Annotated in this window: 21 protein-coding genes; 13 read left to right on the plus strand and 8 right to left on the minus strand. The window is 39.4% G+C overall.

The features are described 5' to 3' along the window. The first annotated feature begins 391 nt into the window (after positions 1-391). The 5 genes from LZD48_RS06690 to LZD48_RS06710 all read left to right on the plus strand — a co-directional run bounded on the left by LZD48_RS06690 (position 392) and on the right by LZD48_RS06710 (position 3,506). The gene (locus LZD48_RS06690; RefSeq protein WP_235761964.1) at positions 392-682 is read left to right on the plus strand and encodes a gamma-glutamyl-gamma-aminobutyrate hydrolase family protein; all 291 of its coding nucleotides are present in this window, start codon (positions 392-394) and stop codon (positions 680-682) included. A 184-nt stretch (positions 683-866) separates the two neighbouring features. Next, complete coding sequence (locus LZD48_RS06695; protein ID WP_235761965.1) at positions 867-1,850, plus strand: LacI family DNA-binding transcriptional regulator; 984 nt, start codon at positions 867-869, stop codon at positions 1,848-1,850. 1 nt (position 1,851) lies between these two features. Beyond that, positions 1,852-2,730 (plus strand): ribokinase, encoded by an 879-nt coding sequence (gene rbsK, locus LZD48_RS06700; RefSeq protein ID WP_235761966.1) that lies wholly within the window; start codon positions 1,852-1,854, stop codon positions 2,728-2,730. Positions 2,731-2,732: 2 nt separating this feature from the next. Next, positions 2,733-3,125: a D-ribose pyranase gene (rbsD, locus tag LZD48_RS06705; protein ID WP_235761967.1), complete on the plus strand. Its 393-nt coding sequence runs from the start codon at positions 2,733-2,735 to the stop codon at positions 3,123-3,125. Positions 3,126-3,143: 18 nt separating this feature from the next. After that, positions 3,144-3,506: a substrate-binding domain-containing protein gene (locus tag LZD48_RS06710; RefSeq protein ID WP_235761968.1), complete on the plus strand. Its 363-nt coding sequence runs from the start codon at positions 3,144-3,146 to the stop codon at positions 3,504-3,506. Between the two features lie 133 nt (positions 3,507-3,639). Here the strand turns inward: LZD48_RS06710 and LZD48_RS06715 are convergent, their stop codons facing one another. Further along, positions 3,640-4,779, minus strand: coding sequence for an acyl-CoA dehydrogenase family protein (locus LZD48_RS06715; RefSeq protein ID WP_235761969.1), 1,140 nt, complete (start codon positions 4,777-4,779; stop codon positions 3,640-3,642). Positions 4,780-5,345: 566 nt separating this feature from the next. On the opposite strand from LZD48_RS06715, the gene LZD48_RS06720 reads away from it, so the two are divergent. Then, positions 5,346-7,415: a catalase gene (locus LZD48_RS06720; protein ID WP_235761970.1), complete on the plus strand. Its 2,070-nt coding sequence runs from the start codon at positions 5,346-5,348 to the stop codon at positions 7,413-7,415. Between the two features lie 351 nt (positions 7,416-7,766). After that, entirely contained in the window at positions 7,767-9,119 is a 1,353-nt protein-coding gene (locus LZD48_RS06725) for an alkaline phosphatase (RefSeq protein WP_235761971.1), read from the plus strand. Positions 9,120-9,272: 153 nt separating this feature from the next. On the opposite strand, the gene LZD48_RS06730 is transcribed toward LZD48_RS06725, so the two are convergent. Both LZD48_RS06730 and LZD48_RS06735 read right to left on the minus strand, forming a co-directional pair. Continuing rightward, positions 9,273-9,560, minus strand: a complete 288-nt coding sequence (locus tag LZD48_RS06730) for a YxcD family protein (RefSeq protein ID WP_235761972.1) — start codon at positions 9,558-9,560, stop codon at positions 9,273-9,275. Then, the gene (locus LZD48_RS06735) at positions 9,548-9,997 is read right to left on the minus strand and encodes a hypothetical protein (RefSeq protein ID WP_235761973.1); all 450 of its coding nucleotides are present in this window, start codon (positions 9,995-9,997) and stop codon (positions 9,548-9,550) included. The genes LZD48_RS06730 and LZD48_RS06735 overlap by 13 nt, the downstream gene beginning before the upstream one ends. Positions 9,998-10,270: 273 nt before the next feature. Between LZD48_RS06735 and LZD48_RS06740 the strand changes: the two genes are divergently transcribed. Continuing rightward, on the plus strand, positions 10,271-11,458 hold the full coding sequence (locus tag LZD48_RS06740; protein ID WP_235761974.1) for a M14 family zinc carboxypeptidase: 1,188 nt from the start codon (positions 10,271-10,273) through the stop codon (positions 11,456-11,458). 346 nt (positions 11,459-11,804) lie between these two features. On the opposite strand, the gene LZD48_RS06745 is transcribed toward LZD48_RS06740, so the two are convergent. Continuing rightward, complete coding sequence (locus tag LZD48_RS06745; protein ID WP_235761975.1) at positions 11,805-12,821, minus strand: sugar ABC transporter substrate-binding protein; 1,017 nt, start codon at positions 12,819-12,821, stop codon at positions 11,805-11,807. A gap of 25 nt (positions 12,822-12,846) precedes the next feature. Then, complete coding sequence (locus LZD48_RS06750) at positions 12,847-14,553, minus strand: methyl-accepting chemotaxis protein (protein ID WP_235761976.1); 1,707 nt, start codon at positions 14,551-14,553, stop codon at positions 12,847-12,849. A gap of 220 nt (positions 14,554-14,773) precedes the next feature. On the opposite strand from LZD48_RS06750, the gene LZD48_RS06755 reads away from it, so the two are divergent. Further along, on the plus strand, positions 14,774-14,962 hold the full coding sequence (locus LZD48_RS06755; protein ID WP_235761977.1) for a gamma-type small acid-soluble spore protein: 189 nt from the start codon (positions 14,774-14,776) through the stop codon (positions 14,960-14,962). Positions 14,963-15,007: 45 nt separating this feature from the next. Here the strand turns inward: LZD48_RS06755 and LZD48_RS06760 are convergent, their stop codons facing one another. Further along, positions 15,008-15,211 (minus strand): alpha/beta-type small acid-soluble spore protein, encoded by a 204-nt coding sequence (locus LZD48_RS06760; protein ID WP_235762115.1) that lies wholly within the window; start codon positions 15,209-15,211, stop codon positions 15,008-15,010. Between the two features lie 298 nt (positions 15,212-15,509). Here LZD48_RS06760 and LZD48_RS06765 point away from each other — a divergent pair, with 298 nt between their 5' ends. Next, positions 15,510-15,755, plus strand: coding sequence for a hypothetical protein (locus LZD48_RS06765; protein WP_235761978.1), 246 nt, complete (start codon positions 15,510-15,512; stop codon positions 15,753-15,755). Positions 15,756-15,845: 90 nt separating this feature from the next. Then, the gene (locus LZD48_RS06770; RefSeq protein ID WP_235761979.1) at positions 15,846-16,475 is read left to right on the plus strand and encodes an MBL fold metallo-hydrolase; all 630 of its coding nucleotides are present in this window, start codon (positions 15,846-15,848) and stop codon (positions 16,473-16,475) included. A 213-nt stretch (positions 16,476-16,688) separates the two neighbouring features. Here the strand turns inward: LZD48_RS06770 and LZD48_RS06775 are convergent, their stop codons facing one another. Together LZD48_RS06775 and LZD48_RS06780 are read right to left on the minus strand one after the other, a co-directional pair. Continuing rightward, positions 16,689-17,456 carry a hypothetical protein gene (locus LZD48_RS06775; RefSeq protein WP_235761980.1) on the minus strand — a complete coding sequence of 256 codons (768 nt, stop codon included), beginning with the start codon at positions 17,454-17,456 and terminating at the stop codon, positions 16,689-16,691. Between the two features lie 47 nt (positions 17,457-17,503). Next, on the minus strand, positions 17,504-18,901 hold the full coding sequence (locus LZD48_RS06780) for a putative bifunctional diguanylate cyclase/phosphodiesterase (protein ID WP_310739791.1): 1,398 nt from the start codon (positions 18,899-18,901) through the stop codon (positions 17,504-17,506). 195 nt (positions 18,902-19,096) lie between these two features. Between LZD48_RS06780 and motA the strand changes: the two genes are divergently transcribed. After that, positions 19,097-19,882, plus strand: a complete 786-nt coding sequence (gene motA / locus LZD48_RS06785) for a flagellar motor stator protein MotA (RefSeq protein WP_235761982.1) — start codon at positions 19,097-19,099, stop codon at positions 19,880-19,882. Further along, positions 19,875-20,669 carry a flagellar motor protein MotB gene (locus LZD48_RS06790; RefSeq protein WP_235761983.1) on the plus strand — a complete coding sequence of 265 codons (795 nt, stop codon included), beginning with the start codon at positions 19,875-19,877 and terminating at the stop codon, positions 20,667-20,669. Before motA ends, LZD48_RS06790 begins: the two co-directional genes overlap by 8 nt. Positions 20,670-20,676: the final 7 nt, after the last annotated feature.

The following is a 20,676-nucleotide window of genomic DNA, read 5'->3' on the forward strand; positions in this document are numbered from 1 at the left end:
GGAAGTGTGAAAGCAACAGTAATAAATGATTCGTTTCTTTCGTTAATGAATTTCATAATACGTATTTAATGCATCACCATCACCATATGTTGAGTTGGTTCGCTCCCAACTACATATGGTGATGGAAAAGCCTAGCCGACTTTGGTAATTATGAAATTCATTCTAGTGTTAATCCTAGTTCCTTTAGCCATTTGAATTCTAAAAACAATAGTCATTCGCTTTCAAAAAAGTCTCGATTTCATACTAGATCAGAATCGCAAATATAGGGAGCGATCATCAAATGAAAAAACCATTAATCGGTGTTCTACCTTTATATGACGACAAAAAAGAAAGCTATTGGATGCTTCCATGATATATGAAAGGGATTGAAGATTCCGGTGGGATTCCAGTCATGTTGCCATTAACCACGGACGAACCAGTCATTCACAGGTTAGCGGATAACAGTTCATTATTTCAAATCCTAGAAGCAGATACTTTTAAGTTAAACAGTTATCATCATCAAGGAATCAAAAAGTTATCGGAGGAGTTAGAACCTGTAGCCACAGCTGCTGATGGATTGATCGAAACTGTTGTCATGCCTGGCAAAGCATTTATATTGGCGGTTCAATGGCACCCGGAATTCAGTTATAAACATGATGCCTATAATAGCAAATTATTTTCAGCCTTTATCGATGCATGTTAATTTACATTACGAGAAAGGAAGAAGGCTCTCCAATTCTATAAAAGATTATAAAGGGCGGCACAATAGCTATTTACATACTAATTTCCTAGCCGCCCATTTATCCTCCCCCATAAAACACTCGACAAAATAAAACATTGATGCTAAGATAAATGTGTAACCGGTTCCAGATAAAGGTGGAGATGCTATGGCAGTGACAATCCGAGATGTGGCGAAAGCGGCTGGAGTTTCAGCTGCGACCGTATCACGAGTGATAAATAATAGTGGATACGCGCATGAAGATACGAGAAAAGCCGTATTGGATGCGATTCAAAAATTAAATTATAAACCGAATGAAGTGGCTCGTTCCTTATATACACAAAGGTCAAAGTTAATCGGCTTAATCCTTCCCGATATTACGAACCCATTTTTCCCCGCGTTAGCTAGAGGAGTGGAAGATTGGCTTCGGGAAGAAGGCTACCGCTTGATTATTGGGAATAGTGATGAGCAGCTTGAACAGGAAATGGATTATCTCGATACATTTATCCAGCATAATGTGGTTGGTATTATTGCTTCCATTAATGAAGCGCATAGTGACATGCTCAAAGACTTGAAGATACCAGTTGTGATGCTTGACCGAACGATAGAAAGTTTGCCTGCTGTTTATGCTGATCAGTTAGAGGGTGGTAAGCTAGCTGCGGAGAAGATTTTAGAACTAGGAAGTAAGGAAGTGACTGTTATAAGAGGCCCTGTTGAAGTGAGACCGGTTTATCAGCGGTTTGTATCTTCTTTTCAGCTGTTAAAACAAGCAGGAATCAAGATCAATGTGTTGGACTCCGAGCTTACTTTTGAAGGAGCAAGTGAATCGGTGAAAACATTGTTCGATAAATATCCGAATACAGATGGAATTCTAGCATGTAATGATATCGTTGCGGTTGCAGTGATGAATGAGGCAGAGCGCAAGGGCCGAAGTGTTCCAGAAGATGTTCAAATTATCGGGTTTGATGATATTTCGATTAGTGAACTCGTCAATCCAGGATTATCAACGATTCGCCAGCCTGCTTATGAAATGGGTGCAAGAGCTGCAGAAATACTTATTAAAAAAGTAAATCAAGAAGTTTTAACTGATATTCACCATAAGTTACCTGTACAATTTATCGAAAGAGGATCAACAAGAAAGGTAGGAGATTAATATGGTTCATATTGTTGTTGTAGGAAGTACTTCAATGGATTTAGTTGTGACCGCTAACAAAAGACCAGGAGCAGGAGAAACGATACTTGGAGAATCGTTTTACACGGTACCGGGAGGGAAGGGGGCGAATCAAGCGGTAGCCGCAGCACGCCTTGGTGCTGAAGTATCTATGGTTGGATGCGTTGGCGGGGATGCTTTTGGTGAGAAGATTGTCCATAATTTAAAAGAAAATGGTGTTTCTGTAACGAATGTGGAACCCGTTCCACATTTAAGTTCCGGGACGGCTCATATTACGCTCGCAGAAGGCGATAATAGCATTATTTTTGTAAAAGGTGCCAATGATGAGGTTACTCCTGCGTATGTTGAAAAAGCGAGTTCTACTCTGATGGATGCGGATATCATTATGGTTCAGCAAGAAATTCCAGCTGAGACCGTGGAATATATTGCAGATTTTTGCAAGAAGCATCATAAAAAATGGTTATTGAATCCAGCGCCGGCACGTGAAGTAAGTGAGAAGACCATTGAATCTGCAACGTTTCTGACACCGAATGAACATGAGTTTGCCGTCATGTTTGGTGAGGAGTTGCGTTCCGAGGTCCTTGCCCGTTATCCAAATAAGCTCTTGATCACAGAAGGAGAAAATGGAGTCCGCTATTTCAATGGTATACGTGAAGAGGTGGTTCCTTCTTATGTTGTGGAGCCGGTAGATACTACAGGGGCGGGGGATACATTCAATGGGGCTTTTGCAGTTGCGATTGCAGAAGGGAAAGCGATCAATGAAGCAATACGTTTTGCGAACCTTGCAGCATCTATATCGATTACAAAGTTTGGAGCTCAAGGTGGAATGCCGATGCGTGAAGAAGTGGTAGGAAAATTATAAAGATGAAAAAACATGGAATATTGAATAGTCATATAGCAAAAGTGTTAGCAGATCTCGGTCATACCGATACGATTGTAATCGCCGATGCAGGCTTGCCTGTTCCTAATGGGGTATTAAAAATAGATGTCGCACTGACGCCTGGTACCCCTTCTTTTCAGGAAGTGGTAAAAGTAGTTGCGGCTGATATGGTAATTGAAAAGATGTACCTCGCGTCCGAAATGAAAGAAATAAATCCAGGACAATATGAATTTATGAAACAGTTTCAGGAGATAGATGCGGAATTTGTGGAACATGAACGGTTAAAACAAATGACAGCGAATGCAAAAGTAGTAATTCGAACGGGAGAAACGACGGCCTACTCGAATTGTATTTTTCAAGCAGGTGTCTTTTTCTAAAGAGAGAGGTGACGTTACATGCATATTTTGATGGAAAATATTCATAAAGCATTTGGTGCCAATAAGGTGCTCCGAGGAGTAGATTTTGAACTGAAACCAGGTGAAATTCATGCACTAATGGGTGAAAATGGTGCCCATAACGATAAGATGGCGCTAGGTGCTTTGGAAGCGATTAAAGCAGCTGGAAGAGATATCGTTATTATTGGCTTTGATGGAGTGGAAGATGCGATTGTTTCTGTTGAGGCTGGAGAATTGACTGCAACGGTTGCTCAGCAGTCGGATATGATGGGACAAGAAGCAATTGCTGCAACGGAAAGTGTACTCGCTGGCGAAGAATTGGAAGAAATCATTAAAGTTCCATTGGAGTTGAAGAAGAAGTAGAGAGAGGGAAGTATCCCAATGCTCATTCTCTCATCTATAAAAACTACCTAATTGAATGAATTTCATTAAATTAGAGGATAACTCAATAATTAGGTAGTTTTTTATGTGGTTTTTACTTAATGCGATATCCCGCCTAAACCAAATTAGCCAAATTCATAATCGTCATATCATCCATAGGCGGATTATGAAGCCCTGCACGAACATCCCGGTAATAACGTTGCAATGGATTTTTCTCAGACAGACTCCGGGCACCGACAATCCGCATCGCTAGATCCACGACATGAAGTGCTTTATTGACAACCGATAATTTAACAGCACCAAGCTCTGGTCCCATTGTTTGCCGTATGCTTTCATCTGACTCATCCCATTTTCTAGCTACAGAGAAAAGGAAGTGTTTGGATTCTAATATCGCTAACTCCATTTCTCCCATCTTTTGTTTGACGTTTGGCAAGTCAGAGATGGTTCCGGTTATGCTGTTAGGTGAATAGTTTCTAGCAAAATGATTGGCATAATCCTGAGCAGCACGAGCGATACCGAGATAACAAGCTGGGATATGGAGCAGCCAACCTGTTGCCTTTCTTTTTCCCCCTGTGAGTTTTTCCACGAGATCATCTTTTTCTACATGTACATTTTCTAAGACAAGGTCATGACTTCCTGTCGCTCTCATTGCAATGGAATCCCAGGTTTCATCAATACTTACCCCTGTATTTTCACGTTGAACTAAAAAGTTACCTATATCATCTGTTCCATCGATGGATGCACTCACTACAAAATAATCGAGGACGGGAGCGAGTGTTGTAAATGTTTTTCTACCATTAATGACCCAGCCTTGTTGCGTTTCTTTTGCATAGGTTTCCGGTTTGCCACCGCGTGTCGGACTGCCAGTAGCCGGTTCGGATGCTGCGTTGTTCAGCAAGGAACCAGTTGCAACCACGTCTTTTGCTACACTAGCAAACTTATTCTCATCCCAAATATTATTCTCACCAAGATGTTTCATAATTCCCATATGCCAGCCGATGGAAAGGGCAGTTGACCCGTCTGCTTTACCGATAATCGCTTGCAGATAAAGCATTTCACTGAGAGAAATCCCGCTGCCTCCATATTTTTTAGGCAATGTAAGAGCTGGATAACCAATATTTTTTAACTCATCGAAGTTTTCATGAGGAAAAGTGCTGTCCCTATCATGCTGTGCAGCCCGATCTGTAAAAGGAGCAACTGTTTTCCTAAGTAAATCAGCGCGTTTTTCCATCGTCTGAAGTTCTGTGATTTTCATATGTATCCCTCCGTTAAATTGTGTTTCTTGCCATACGTTAAATTCTTATTGATTTAGTAGGTTTTATATGTTCATTATGTCATTGGAGGAAAGGAAATTCAATTAATAAAACGGATGGGACAGCGACCTGTCTGCACAAGAACCAGTTCCTCGTCTCATGCTTGTATAACCAAAAGCAAAATTTCCTTGGAATTAGGAATTATGCTGTTATAGAGGTACCTGAAAATTATTGTGTTAGTTGAAGTAGATGAAGAGCAGGAAAGCAGTGTTTATGGAACATTCCTATCCCATGATACAGAAAATAAGGGGATGTATCCTGAACGTGTCGTGAATCGGAGCAGGCGTGCAGACCATCGTTAAGCAATTCTTAGAAACAGGGAAGTGCCAGGAGTAGTACTTCTCTGTTTTTTTTAGATTCATTCATGCCATACATTTCCTCATGTATAGGTAATCTTGATACAAAAATAACCGGTCCAGTTTACTCCATATACTTGTTTAATAAGTAATCAGGTCGGGAAGAAGTCAAATGATTATAAAAATAGGTTTGCTAAAGGATGTGTACGACGATGGATAATAAAAAAAACGACAGATACCAACAAAAATCAACAGATGAAAAAGATGCACAGCTGGGGCAAGAACGGAAGAGAAATACGGGTGAAGACCGAAAATTGACAGACGATAATGGTGTGAAAGTATCTAACTCTGAAACTTCTTTGAGGGCAGGCAGACGCGGTCCGTTGTTATATGATGATTTTCATTTTTATAGAAAACAAACCCATTTCAACCGGGAGCGCATTCCTGAAAAAGTGGTGCATGCTCGCGGATTTGGAGTGTATGGAGAATTTGAAACGTATAAGTCATTAAAACATCTGACGAAAGCTCACTTTTTGCAGGAAGCAGGACAGAAAACTCCAGTATTTACCCGTTTTTCAACGTTCCAAGGAAGCAAAGGTTCAAAGGATACAGCGGTAGATATCCGTGGCTTTGCGGTTAAGTTTTATACAGAAGAAGGAAATTATGACTCGTTATCCCTGCAATTCCCTGTATTTATTGTGTCGGACGCCATGAAATTTATGGATGTCGTCCATGCTGCGAAACCAAATCCTGCAACCGACGTTCCGCAAGCAACAACTGCACACGATAATTTCTGGGATTATGTTGCTAATAACCAGGAATCCGCCCATATGATCATGTGGTTGATGTCTATGCGCGGTCGTCCAAGAAGCTGGCGGATGATGGCGGGCTGGCCAATTAATACCTTCCGTTTTGTTAATGAACAAGGAAAATCAACCTTTGTCCGCTTTAAGTGGCAGCCGAAACTCGGTGTTCATTCGCTGCTCTTAGATGAAGCAAATCTGATCGGCGGGGTCGACCCAGACTTTCACCGGAACGATATGATTGAAGCGATCACAAAAGGGATTTATCCCGAATATGAGCTAGGTGTGCAGTTGATTGAGGAAGAAGACGAGTTCAACTATGACTTTGACATCTTAGATGATACAAAGTTTTGGCCAGAAGAAGTCGTACCAGTTCAAACTATTGGTAAAATGACGTTAAACCGACTCGTTGATAATTTCTTTGCAGAGGAAGAACAAGCTGCATTTGACCCTAGTAGCCTTGTTCCTGGTATTGATGTTACGAATGATCCGGTTCTCCAGGGCAGAGCTTTTGCTTATCGGGATACCGAACTCTACCGCCAGAATACAGCAAACATTAACGATATACCTGTAAACAGACCGATCAATCAAAGAAATGACAACCTGAGAAACGGCTATCAGAAACATCCGATTGATGTAGATTCTGTTCATTATCATAAAAATTCACTTGCAGAAAATACACCGAAAGAGGCGAGTGAAGAGGAAGGAGGCTATGCCAACTATCCTGAAAAAGTGGAAGGACAGAAAACAAGAGAAGTTCCAAGCGATTCCTTCGAAGATTACTTTTCACAGCCGAGAATGTTCTGGAACAGTTTAACGTCTGTCGAGAAGAAGGATTTGCTTGAGACGCTAACATTCCACTTGCAAAAGGTGAAATCGGAGTCCGTCCGGGAGCAAAATGTGAACATGTGGGTGAATGTAGATAAGGAATTGGCGACAAAACTTGCGGATAACCTTGGTGTCGCGCATCCGACAGGAACCCATGTTTCTGTAACAGACCGTTCCGAAGCGATCAGCCTAGCAAATTCACCGCAGTCTGCCTCTACGAAAAAACTTGCTGTACTGATTGGTGATGAATTTAATGAGGAAGAAGTGGAACGGACATTAAGCTATCTCAAGCAGCAAGGTGTGTTTGTCCATGTTATCAGTGATCAGCTTGGCGAAGTAAAAGGATCAAATGGATCGGTGCTTCAGGTAACCGACACATTCCTGACCACCCATCCAACTCTCTTTGACAGTCTGTATGTTGTCGGTGGAACAAGCAATGAACAGCAGAAGTTCGATGATCAAATTATAGAGTTTGTAAATAATCAGTATAAATACTTTAAGCCGATTGGAGTAGCTACTACGGGAGAGAAATATGTAGCAGCTTCGAGTCAAGATTCTGTACCCGGTGTTGTATTTGCTGAAGAGAGCAATAACTTTGCGGAAGGTTTTGCTGATGCGGTTGCACAGGCGCGTTTCTGGGAGAGGAAATAAGCGGTTAAGAAAATATTAAATTTAGGAAGTTGCTCTGGTACGCAGTCCTGCCATCTTGCAGGAACAAACGTAGACAGAGCAACTTTTTTAAAATGAGAAGGTCGGGGATAATCAGTCCGTAAATCCCTGATTCTGTTCAACTAATATTCAGTGTGGGAGGTAAGGACCCCCCCACTGAACAAGTAATTTCCTGAAACCACCCCTATCGTCCCCCAGCCTAAGAACCGCAAAATCCACAACTAGTAATTTCCTCCTAAAAAAATTTATACTCTTTTTACTAGTCTGTAACCGGAAATCAATATCCGTTTGTTAACCTCAAGTTGCAGTCAAAATTGGAGAGGAGAGGTTCATATGTTCGACAAGATTGGTAAGAAATTTGGAGTGGTTGCACTTAGTGCTGGGCTAGTACTTTCAGGATTAAGTATAGGGGCGGTAGATGCTGCCAAGCCGGATTATGCTAGCAATAATGGAAAAGGCAATAATAAAAAGGTAGAAAATGTTATCTATATGATTCCGGATGGTTTCAGTTCTAACTATGCAAGTAACTATCGCGTTTATAAAGGCGAAGATGCTGTATGGGACGAGCATTTAAAAGGAATGTTTACTACATATTCTGCTGATTCGGATATTACCGATTCTGCTGCAGCTGGAACAGCAATGGCTACAGGTGAAAAGACGAATAATGGTGTCGTTGGCCTCGATACAGAAGGGAACGAGCTTCAAACAATCTTAGAAGCTTCCCAAGAAAATGGAAAAGCATCTGGTCTTGTCGCAACTTCGACAATTACCCACGCAACACCAGCTTCCTTCGCCTCCCATGTTGAAAGCCGAAATAACGAAACCGAAATTGCTAGACAATTGCTTGCAAATGAAGTGGATGTGTTACTTGGTGGCGGAAAGAATAATTTCCTGCCAGACTCTCAAGGCGGGAACCAAGAAATTGACTTAATCGAGCAAGCGGAAGAACAAGGCTATGAATTTGTTGAAACGCGCAGTGAGTTACTGGCAAATAAAGATCTCGCTCTTCAAAAGGGAGAAAAGCTTTTAGGATTATTTGCAGATGATGCACTTGCACCGGAATTGCACCGTGCTGAAACAGACGAACCAAGTCTTGCTGAGATGACGGATGCTGCAATTGATATTCTGGAGGAAAACAACAAAGGATTTTTCCTTGTCGTTGAAGGCAGTCAAATCGACTGGGCAGGTCATGCAAATGATGCAGGTTATGCAATGACAGACGTTGCTGCATTTGAAGAGGCAGTAAAAGAAGCAATGGAATTCGCCAAGGAAGATGGAAAAACACTCGTCGTTGTTGCTGGAGATCATGATACTGGCGGAATGACAACCGGTTCAAAAGATTCAATGGATTTAAATGCCAGCATGTTAAAAGATGTAACAGCTACAGGTGATTTTATGGCAGCAGCGTTAAACGCCAATCGTTCGAATGTGAGTGAAGTAGTAGAATTGTATACTGGATTTGAATTAACAAGCGAAGAAATTCAAACGATTCAACAAGCGAACAACGCATCACTTGCGATTAATACGGTAATAAGTGACCGGTCAAATATTGGCTGGACAAGCACGAATCATACAGGTGCAGATATTCCTGTCTATGCTTATGGACCACAAGCAGAGAAGTTTGCAGGTTTCTTGGATAATACGGATCTGCCTAAAATAATGGCTAAGGCGATGAAGTTGAAGTAAATGTAATAAAAAGTAAATATACTCGTTCCATTCCCCTCATGCATCGCTGTTTTATAAAAAATCTTTGTATAAAAAACAAGTTCACCCTACGCGTAGAGGTGAACTTGTGTAAATGACTAGTTAGAATACAGGCTGGGTTCTTGTATTTTCAAGTTATCCAATGTATGCAACAATACCTTCCACATCATCTAATTCCAATCGAATCCCGGCAAAAGGGTCCTCGTTAAGAAATTCATCTAACCATAAGCGCAGGGCTTCGATAATAGTTGACATGACGAGTACTTGTTTTCTGTTATTCCAAAACGATTCTGCAGTAAAGCCGGTATCATCGTCAAACAATAATTCTACCTCGACTTCTTCTGGCTTTATTTGCTTTTTTCGAGAAACATAGACACAAATTGCATTTATAATATCTTGTTCAGGAATCACTAGTTTCTCCATACATTAGCTTCCTTTTTCTTTTTGAAAAACTGATAGATTTTCATTGCGATTGAAATCAAGAATACGATTGCCAGTCCATTGATTATCAAGCCGAGAAGCGACCCTAAAATCCCCATGTTGCCAAGTAAACCACCAAATAATAATCCAGCAAGTCCTCCCAGCATGAGGCCTTTCATTAGACCGCCTGACATCATGCCGCCTTTATTGTTCGTATTTTGTTTTGTCGCAGATTTATTGACGGTAGAATCTTTTTTATTATTTTGGAAGAATGAATTGTTGTTGTTGGAATTAATACTACCATTACTTGGGTTAAATGACTTCTTCCCAGATTTATAACGTTTTGCCTCAACGGTTGTTCCAGCATCCTGGAAAACAAAATCTCCAATTGGTGAAAATACAAGTGCGATTGCACATAATGCTACTATCATCTTTTTCATATATCTTATCCTCTCTCATGCTGTCTTTTTTATGGTGTTTTTTTATTATAATATAAATTCACTTGTTTTGGGTGTTTAGTGTAACTTATTATTTATTATCTAGTTCTTATTATTAGATTCATTTATCCTGTACTTATAATAAAGTAAGGGAAGAGGTCACGATTAGCAGAAAACAATGAAGTACCATTGAATCATTTTCAGATTAAATAGAAGGAATTGCTAATACGGATAAAGAATAGTTCTAATATAAAATAAAATGATGGAGGCGTTTGCATGAAGCGAATTGGTAAATTTGCGATGCTAAGTGGAGCGATCCTATTAGGAGCAGGAATAGCAAGTCCTTTGGTTGATTCGCCAGTTATTTCCCAAGCATCCGAAGTAAAAAAACCGCCTGTTGCTGGATTCATAAGTCATGACGAGCTAACAAGAGAATTGAATCAAATCGAGCGAACGAGCAATGGGAAAGTTCAAGTAGAGGTGGCTGGCTATTCCAATCAAGACCGTGAGATCTATAAGACTACGGTGGGTACAGGGGAAAAAGTAGTGTTCATACAAAGTGAGATTCATGGAAATGAAAAGGTAGGTACAGTAGCGCTATTAAACATGATAAAAAAAATTGGTAAAAATAACTCCCCGGAAATGAGACAACTTAGAGAAGAACTAACTATTGTCGCTATGCCAATGATGAATCCGGATGCATCAGAAGCTAATCGCCGAGGGAATGAGATGAGGTGGGAAGAAGTAGTAGACGAATTTCCTGCATTGGAAAATGCAAGCCCGACCTGGAATTATTACACCTACATCAATCAATATTGGGATTATGCTTCCAACCCTGGATTTGATGTAAATAGAGATTTTAACCCTGATCTGGATTATGTGCCTCAACCAGAGGATTTCCCTGGCAGTTCTTCCCAAGCTGGTTGGTATATCACCCCGGAATCTCAGTCCGTTCGTGATGTCTATAAGGATTTACAGGAACAGTTTGGCACAGTTGATGTCTTTATCGATTTGCACCATCAGGGAGAATATGTAATCGAGGGTTCAGGCGAGCCAGTTACCTTATCGCTTTCTGGTGTATTTGTTCCTAATCCTGATACGGCAGAAGGTGAAAAATATAGTGAATATGCCGACCGATATAACGAAGAGTTTTCAAAGCAATTAAACGTTGCTGCATATGACGCATTGCAACAAATGGGTAATTCACCATTTGGAAACGTATCACTTTATCAACAGAATCTAGATTTACCAGGAACTGCACTCGGTTCATTTTCGTTAAATGGTAGTGGAACTGTATTATTTGAAGTTACTGGCCAGACACAAAGTTTTGGTCAGAAGAAGATGGGGCAGTTGACGAAGGCGGTTGAAACTGGACTGTATGGTATTCTAAATAGCTTGGCGACAGATGAAGTCTATGAATTAAATCCCGAAGATTATGATGACATTCCTTTAACAGGACGCTAAGTGTGAACGTTTTAAAATAACATAAAGTGAAAGTGTTATAAAAAATCTTGATACCCATTCGTTTCTTTAATAATATAGTTGAAGCTGGAAAGGTACTGCACCCCCGAAGGTAGAGCTTAAAATCTAACTTTGGGGGTGCATTTGTATCATAAATCCCGAATTTCGGAGAATGGGAACGTAAAGCACCCATTCGTAATCTTATATGGAAGATTCAGATTAAACACGAGCAGGCCACCAATCTACCAATAAAAAAACTTGCCATATCCAATTTATAGTGAAGTAGTGTTCCTCAAAGTTAATGCGTCATTCACTTAAAAGGTTATGGCAAGCTGTCTTCTTTTTTATATTAATTGATCGTATCTTTCGTGAGTATTCTAGGCTCGAGTAAGATCGTTGGGATATCTTCGAGTCCATTATTTATCGTTGCATCTGTCTGAATATCTTCTCCATTGGCTACCTTCATCGCCATTTCAGCGGCATGCGCTGCAATAACTTCGGTTGGTTTTTCAACAGTCATTGTTTGTGTTCCGGCCTTTATCCGCTCCAGTGCATCATTTTCAGCATCCTGGCCCGACACTGGAATTTCTCCAGCTAATTGTGCTGCTTCCAATGCTCTAATAGCCCCACCTGCAGTTCCATCATTTGCTGCTATAATAGCATCGACCTGATCCCTATTTAGAATCTCTTTTACGTTTTGTTCCGCTATAGCGGGCTCCCAGTCATCGGTATACTGGTCAAAAATGATATTGATATCACCAGAATCAACCAGTGGTTGTAGGATATTCATGGCTCCATCTCTTAAAAGAACAGCGTTATTATCCGATTCAGCCCCGCCTATATACACATAATTACCTGTAGGGGCATGTTTTAATATTTCTGTTGCTTGGAATTCTCCTACTTGCGTGTTGTCAAAAGAAATATAGTAATCAACTGCGGCATTTCTTATTAAACGGTCATAAGATATAATCTTGATTCCTGCTTCATGTGCCAACTCAACAATTGGAGCAGCAGCTTCTCCGTCGAAAGGTACAACGACAAGCACATCGACACCTTCTGCAATCAATAGTTCCGCTTGTTTAATTTGCACTTCTGTGTGACCATTTGCAGCAAGTGTTTTCACATTTCCGCCTAATTCAGTTATTTCATTTTCAAAAGCTTCTTTATCTCCATACCAGCGTTCGTCGCGAAGTGTATCAAGAATAAAACCGACATACACTTTTTCCTCGTCATCAACAAGTTTTATTTTTTCATTTTCTGGTAGTTCCTTCGATGAAGTACGATCAGAACATCCAACCATAACTAGACAGAGAAATAGGATGAAACCAATTAATATGAATCCTTTATGTTTGGCAAATAAATTCACTTCTTTTGCTCCTTTTTTAAAAATACTAAAGTTTAAATCTTTGAATCAATCGATTCATTCTCTCAACCATACTGGCCAAGTCTTGTGCACTTGAAGAAATATTATCAACTGATGCAGCTTGTTCATGTACCGAAGCTGATATTTCTTCTGAACCTGCAGCAGACTCCTCAGAAATCGCAGCAATCTGTTCTACAGACTCGTTGATTGTACTGCTGGAATCTTCAATCGTTTGAAAAATAGTTGACATGGTTCTTATTTTATCTGTCATCTCTTCTACATTAGCGTTTATCGCAGAAAAGCTTTTCCCGGTTAATTGTATTTGCTCAGCACCTTTATCTACTTCCGTGTATCCAAGGTTTAGTTCCTCGGATATTTGTGCTGTCTCTTCTATAATTGAAAACACGATATCACTGATTTTGGTTACAGATTGAGCAACTCCTTCAGATAAATTTCTGACTTCTGTTGCTACAACAGTAAATCCTCGACCTGCTTCCCCAGCTCTTGCCGCTTCAATGGAAGCATTCAATGCTAGTAAGTTTGTTTGATCCGCAATAGACTGTATAACATCTACTAGTTCTGTAATGGATCGCGTTTTGTGCTCAAGGCTTGTAATTCTTTCTAATGACTCTTTCATTACGTCATGGATAACGGCCATCTGTTGAACAGTTTCCTTCATGAGTTTATCCCCGTTCGTTGACGCTTCAAGAACCTCATTGGAGAATGTATTTAATTCGTTGCTTTGCTCACCGGCACGTATGACTTCCAAGCTGAATTGCTGCGTGCTCTCAGAAATTTCAACAGAATTATCTGCTTGGCTGGTAGAACCTTTAGCCATTTCTTCAATTGTAGCAGCAACCTGTTCACTACCTACCTTTACCTCAACAGAAGATTCTAGTAATGCTGTACTTTGTTGATCAACTTCTCTAGAAAGTTCCTGAATTTCTGAAATCATGTCACGTAAGCTGCTTCCCATATGGTTCATTGCATTTGATAATTGTGCAATCTCATCTTGACCTTTAACCTTCAATGGTTCAATATTCAAGTTTCCACTTGCAATCTCCCCACTGTGTTGAACAATATTACGCAAACCTTCACTTATATTTCGGCTGATAAAGAATAAAAGTATGATCGAAATAACGATCGAAATTGAAGCAGATAAAATCAAGATAAATGTAACTTGTTTCAAATCGTTTTGCGCAGTATGTAGTGATTTCTCACTCTCTTCGGTTGCAGTGTCCATGAGCTGTTGTCCTAGTTCTGCCGTTTCGTTTTTCAGTGTGCTTGCAACCTGTTGTAGTTCTGCAAATTCATCTGTATTGATTTGCTGTACATTAGGGACAATCATACTAAAAAAGTATTGATCTAATTCATGATTATTTGCAATCATTTGATCAAAGCTTGCTAACTGTTCTTTATTTAAAAGGGGTTTGATATTTTTCGCGACATCTACAAATTCTATACTTTTATCCATATACTGTGAAAGCATCTCATCATCAGATAACAATATGTATTCTGGGATAAATAAATATTTCTCTTGATAAATTGTAACAAGTTCTCCTGCATAGCTCGAAAGCTCATTCTTAATGGTCGTATCTTCCATTCGATGATCGGTTGTCTGTAAAAACAAAAACGTGATAAAGATAGATACAACAAATGCTAGTGCCATAAAAGCAAATACAACTGTATATTTACCACCTATCTTAATATTCTGCCAAGCAAATTTTCTTAACAATAGAATCCTCCACCTAACCCTGTAGATATTAGTAACTATTACTTTATATCGGCTGATATTTATTTTTTTGTAATCAAACCATTTTATTTTTAGGATATTCTGTAGGTAACGGTTTCAATTAACATTTCGTTCCGATTCGGATTGTTTAGAGGAAGGAATTGTCTTTATAAATAGAATCTCTTCGGCAAAACTAAGTTCACCAAGAGAAAGAGGTGACATCATGGAAAAAAATGAAATGTATACAGCATCTGGTACCAATATTGAAGCTGTAAAACAGGCAAATGAAAATTCTGGTATGTCTTATAACGAAGCAAAAGAGTACATTGCAAGAACAACTGGCGGCCATGGAACTCAAATTTATAGTGACACAAATGCTGAACAAATTCGGAAAAAGAATCAACAGGGATAAAACAGCATTTCCTGCTGGTCTACGTTCAAACCAGCAGGAGGATTTTTATTTGTTTGTCATCTGTTCTTTGGCTATCTCAATCATTTCTTTAACCATATTGCCACCAATTGGCCCACCAATTTTACCTGCTTGTCTAGAGGTGAGTTGTCCATTATCCCCCTCATCTAAAGGAATTCCTCGTTCTTTAGCAACTTCGTATTTAACATGATCCGGGTTATCAGGATCCACCTTATACCCTGTTGCATGCATGACACGGCCTTTGAACGGACTCAGATTTTTCTTTGCCACGTCAAACACCTCCTTATAAATAGAATTTCCGAAAGTTTTAAGTTTATCCGGTTCTCATTTTTTGATTTCCGATGTACTTTATGGAAGCTCTCTGATGTTTTTGTGATCGAATGTATGTCATGTATAAAGGAAGAGTGGTAGAATCGGGGCATATGAGGGAAGTGTTTGCCCGGCCTGCACATGCGTATTCAAAGGAATTACTCATTTAATCCCTTTTTTACAAGCGGGGAAGAAAATAAAATCTAATCTTGATGTTTCGGTGCAAGCACAAATTTTGGATTTATTAGTGAACTTGCAGGAAGAGTTTGGAACGAGTTATCTCTTTATCTCCCATGATATTCGTGCAGTCAATGATGTAGCTGACTATGTTGTTGTCATGAAAAATGGGGAGGTAGTAGAAGAAAGGGACGCAGAAAGCGTGCTGTTCAACCCGGAGCATGATTACACGAAAACATTAATCTCGAGTTCGTTTCTATCAGAAGAGGGTGAAATATATGCAATGTAGAGTAATTGGAATATGGGGTGGCTTTCCTAAAAAGGATGGTCCCTGCTCCGGATTCCTGATTCAACAGGACGATTTTTCATTATTAATTGATTGCGGTACGGTGTTGCTCAGCAAGTTCAACATTATGCCGACTTGAATGACATCCATCATGTTGTCCTGTCGCATTATCACTACGATCATTTTAGTGATGTTGGTGTCCTGCTATTTTCCAGATTGGTGAATACACAATTAAAGAAAGTGAACAAGCCATTGTCCATCTACGGCCCAATTAGTGAACAGATGGCAAAAAGAGTGGAAGAAGTACCACACGCAACATTCACTGGTTATCATGAGGAAAGTCAGCTAAAAATCGGCCCGTTTACATTGGAGTTCAAAAGAAACATGCATCCGGTGGAGGCTTATTCGATTAAAATTACTTCAGGTAATAAAACGATTGTTTATACATCGGATACGAGTTATACAGAAGACTTGGTGAACTTCGCAAGTGGAGCAGATTTACTGATTACGGAGTGCAGTTTATATGAAGGGATGGACGGTATATCTTCCGGACATATGACGTCTAAAGAGGCTGGTATCTTAGCGGACAAGTCAGAGGCAAAGGCTGTTTTGCTGACGCATCTTCCTCATTACGGCGATTTGAATGAATTGGTGAAGAGCGCGAAGAAAGAGGGGAATTTTAATATTCGGCTTGCAGAGGTTGGGATGGTTGTTGGGGTTTAGTGTATCGCTTTATGTTCTTTACATACCTGTCTAGCTTAGCGTTGTGACCGGTAAAAGTCTATATTTAACAATAGATATAGACTTTTATCGGTTTTTTTATTTAAATAAAATTTCATTCACTTTCATTTGCCAATTCGTGTATTCCAGTAACAACTTAATGTATAAATCGATTTTGATGGATCCATTCGAATCAGCCAGAATGGTAAAATTATATTATTCTTTCGGTGATGACTCATGTGATTCAAATCTCATGAGTAAGGAATTATTTATATCATAAATATAGAATACAGTTAATTTGTTCACATCTCTTTCACTTGCATCTTTCTTCTCTATGAATACAAGTTTTTCTTTACCTAAGGCATAGAGAAATAATAAATTTTTAAGTTCATTATTAATCTCATCTTTTATCATTCTGACTTTATAGAGATTTAGAGCGTTACTAGCTAATTGATTCTTTATATACGTCATCAGCCAAATTAAGATTAAATAAAAAAATGCAAAGGGCAAACTAATAAATATTAATGTTTCCCAATCTCTATACGTCAAATTACCTGTCAAATTGAAGGAAATATGAATAAAAATTAACAGAATGAATAAAGAAATACTGCTATATTTATTAATATTAAATAAGAATTGAGAATTAACGCCTTTGTTAATCATAAATGGACAAATGCTAACTAGTATTAAGAATAAAGATATGGCGATAAAAAAGATTGATGCAGCAAGTGGTAAAAGGTTTAGTAGAAAGTTATTTAAAACATGAGGTAAACTTTCTTCAATTGTTGAAGTTGCTGTGATAGAAAATGCCATAACAATGGACAGAATCAAGGTCTCCGTAAAATAATATAATTGCTTTTTGAACTTATCTTCTAATAATATTTCTATTTTAGATCGATTAAGTAATTTGATAAAGAGAAAGATGATAGATCCGATAAATGTAATGATTGGAATATAGGTCGCTAGGTCTTGAACAAACGCCATCCGTATGATGCTCCTTCTATATTGTTAGTTGCAAATAGGTGTATGGGTTACTTTGGACATGCATTATTTCTAAACCATCTCCCCATCTCCTCCCCAGAAACAGAAGGACTAAAATAAAATCCTTGCACTTCCATACAACCGAACGCTTTTAAAAGATCAAGCTGTCCTTTTCTCTCTACACCTTCCACAAGTGACTTTATCTTCAAGTTTTTACTCATTTCGAGCACGTTTCTTAATACGATTTGTTGTTCCTCGTTATCTTCCAAGTTATCAATTAAGCTACGATCGATTTTTAGCGTATCAAATTTTAAATGAACCAGGTCTTTGACCGATGCAAAGCCATTTCCCATATCATCAAGGGAGAATTGAATGCCTAGGGATTGGATTTTTTCGATTGTATTCTTCATCCTGTCCCTGTCCGTCCGCATGGAATCTTCCGTTACTTCAATTTCTAGATGATGAGGAGATACATCATATTTTTCAATGGTTACCTTAATCAAATCATATAAGTGGGGATTGCAAAGATTATGTGGTGCTAAATTAAAGGAAACACTGGGATGAGATACACCTTCTTTCTCCCATTGCTTTAATTGCCGAATCGTCTCATCAATAACAAAAACAGTGATATATTCTTCAAAACCAGTTTCGATTGCAATCGGGATAAACGCTCCTGGTGAAATATTTCCAAGCACCGGATGCTTCCAGCGAATTAACGCTTCTGCTCCGGTCACCTGAAGGGATTTTACATCTATCTTTGGTTGGTATTCCATGTACAGTTCGCTTTGCGTGATACTTTGGTGAAGGTCGTTTGCTAATTGAAACCTCTTCAACAACTCTTCACTTTGATTCGGGAAATAGTGCCCGATTTTTCCTGTACCTAAACTGGTAGCATTGGCAGTTGCAATGGTCACATATTTAAGTAAATCCTCTTCCGTCGTCCCGTCGTCCGGATAAGCACTGATTCCAATGTTACAGTTAAGAAGGAAGGTTTGACCATCGATTTGTAAAGGGCGCTGTATCCATTCAATTATTTCCTCGGCAATTTTTTGGGGGTTATCCCCTTCATAAATGACAAACCAGCCATCCAGATAGGAAGAGAATAGGAAATTTCCTTCAGAAATATGCTGTTTCAACCTTTCAGAGGTTTTGATTATTACTTTATTTCCTGTCGTATAGCCAAATGAGTTGAGGATTTTTGAGAAATTCGTGATGGTGATTTTTAACAAGACAAAGGAACGCATGTCAGCTTTCTTTTCATCCATTCGTTGGGCCAGGACTCTCCTGCCATAGGTAAAGTTAGGTAATCCTGTATGTTCATCGACAAGAATCGTAGAGGTAAATGAGTTGAGGGCCCCTGAATGAAAAGAACGGTTATTTTTGTATTTAGAAATGGTATAAACCTCCCGGACAATAGAATGAATTATCTTGAGTATATCAAACAACAAATAAAAGAGGGAAGGAATCGTTCGTTAAAATGTTTGCTCAATAAACTAATTATTTCCTCTATTCCTGGCATCCTTCAATAATAGTTTAAAAGACCGATATAAGGGATAAGGAATCGATTTGGAATCTATTACGTTGAGGATCATTCTTCTTGTATATTTTATTTGAATCGAGAGTTTTTCGGTGGAGGGATAGAGATGGATAAAACATCAATTATTGGTATTATCTTAGGGATTATTTCGGTTGCGGTTGGAATGGTTTTAAAAGGTGTCGGTGCTGAAGCGTTGATTAACCCGGCAGCTCTTATCATAATCTTTGTAGGAACGGCTGCATCTGTGTTGATTGCATTTCCTGCAAGTACGATTAAGAAGATTCCTTCTTATTTCAAAATCTTGTTTAAAGAAGAGAAGCAAGAGGATTTAGGGTTGCTGATTGAAGACTTTTCCAAGATGTCAGATCAAGCGCGTAGAGAAGGATTGCTGTCTTTAGAAACGGAAATAGAAGCATGGGATGATGATTTTATTTCATCCGGTTTACAGTTGACGGTTGATGGCCATTCACCAGAGTTCATTCGTGAGGTCATGTTGGAAAAAATTGATGCCATGGAAGTGAGGCACGAGGAAGGTGCTGCGGTTTTCGCACAAGCTGGTACGTATGCGCCGACGCTTGGGGTTCTAGGTGCTGTTATTGGACTAATTGCAGCACTTGGTAATATGAATGATATGGAACTATTGGGTGAGGCGATAGCCGCTGCGTTCATTGCAACGCTATTAGGTATCTTTTCTGGTTACGTATTGTGGCATCCATTTGCAAATAAATTAAGGCAGAAATCGAAGAAAGAAATCCAACGAAAGGAAATCATTGTTGAGGGAGTTCTTTCTGTTGTGAACGGAGACTCTCCCGCGGCAGTAAGGGATAAGTTAAGCTCGTACCTCACTTCAAAAGAAATTGCCAAGATAAAGCAGGTGACAGCAGATGAGTAGACGCAGAAGAAAAAAGACGGAACAGCAATCAGATGATGCATGGCTGCTTCCCTATTCTGATATGCTAACTTTGCTCGTCGCACTATTTATTGTATTATTTGCCATGAGCGAAATCGATGCGCAAAAATATGAACAGCTTTCCAATGTATTTAAAAGTGAGTTCTCCGGTGGAGGTTCCATTTTACTGGAACGGGCTCCAGCGGATGATCCATCAGAAACTGCAATCGATGAAAATGAGCCAAATACAGAAGATGAGGACTTCATCGAGGATTCAACGGAAGAAGCCATAAGTGATGGCAGGAGAGAAGTGGAGAACCTTAGAGAACTTCAAGCTCGTATCAACGGGTATATCGAAACAAATGAGTTATCGGGAGCACTGTCCACGGAATTAAGCAATGAAGGGTTAATGCTGACGATTTTAAATGATGTGACGTTTGATATGGGAAGTGCGGAAGTTAACGATGAGGGTAGGGAGATTATCACCGAAGTCTCCAGGTTGTTAAACACCGATCCGCCACATCATATTGAAATAAGTGGTCATGCGGACGACCGGCCGATTAATAATGAAGAATTCCCATCGAATTGGGAGCTAAGTGTGATACGGGCCGTTAATTTCATGGGATTAATTCTCGATAATGACGACCATGACCCAGCTCGTTTCAGTGCGAAGGGATTTGGTGAGTACCGTCCAATCGTGCCGAACACGAGTGAAGCAAACAGGGAGAAAAATAGGAGAGTAGAGGTTCTTATTTTGCCTAATTATGAAATCGATGTGGATGAAGAATAATTAAATC

It is taken from the genome of Oceanobacillus alkalisoli, assembly GCF_021556485.1.
GTDB classification, from domain to species: Bacteria; Bacillota; Bacilli; order Bacillales; family Amphibacillaceae; genus Oceanobacillus; species Oceanobacillus alkalisoli.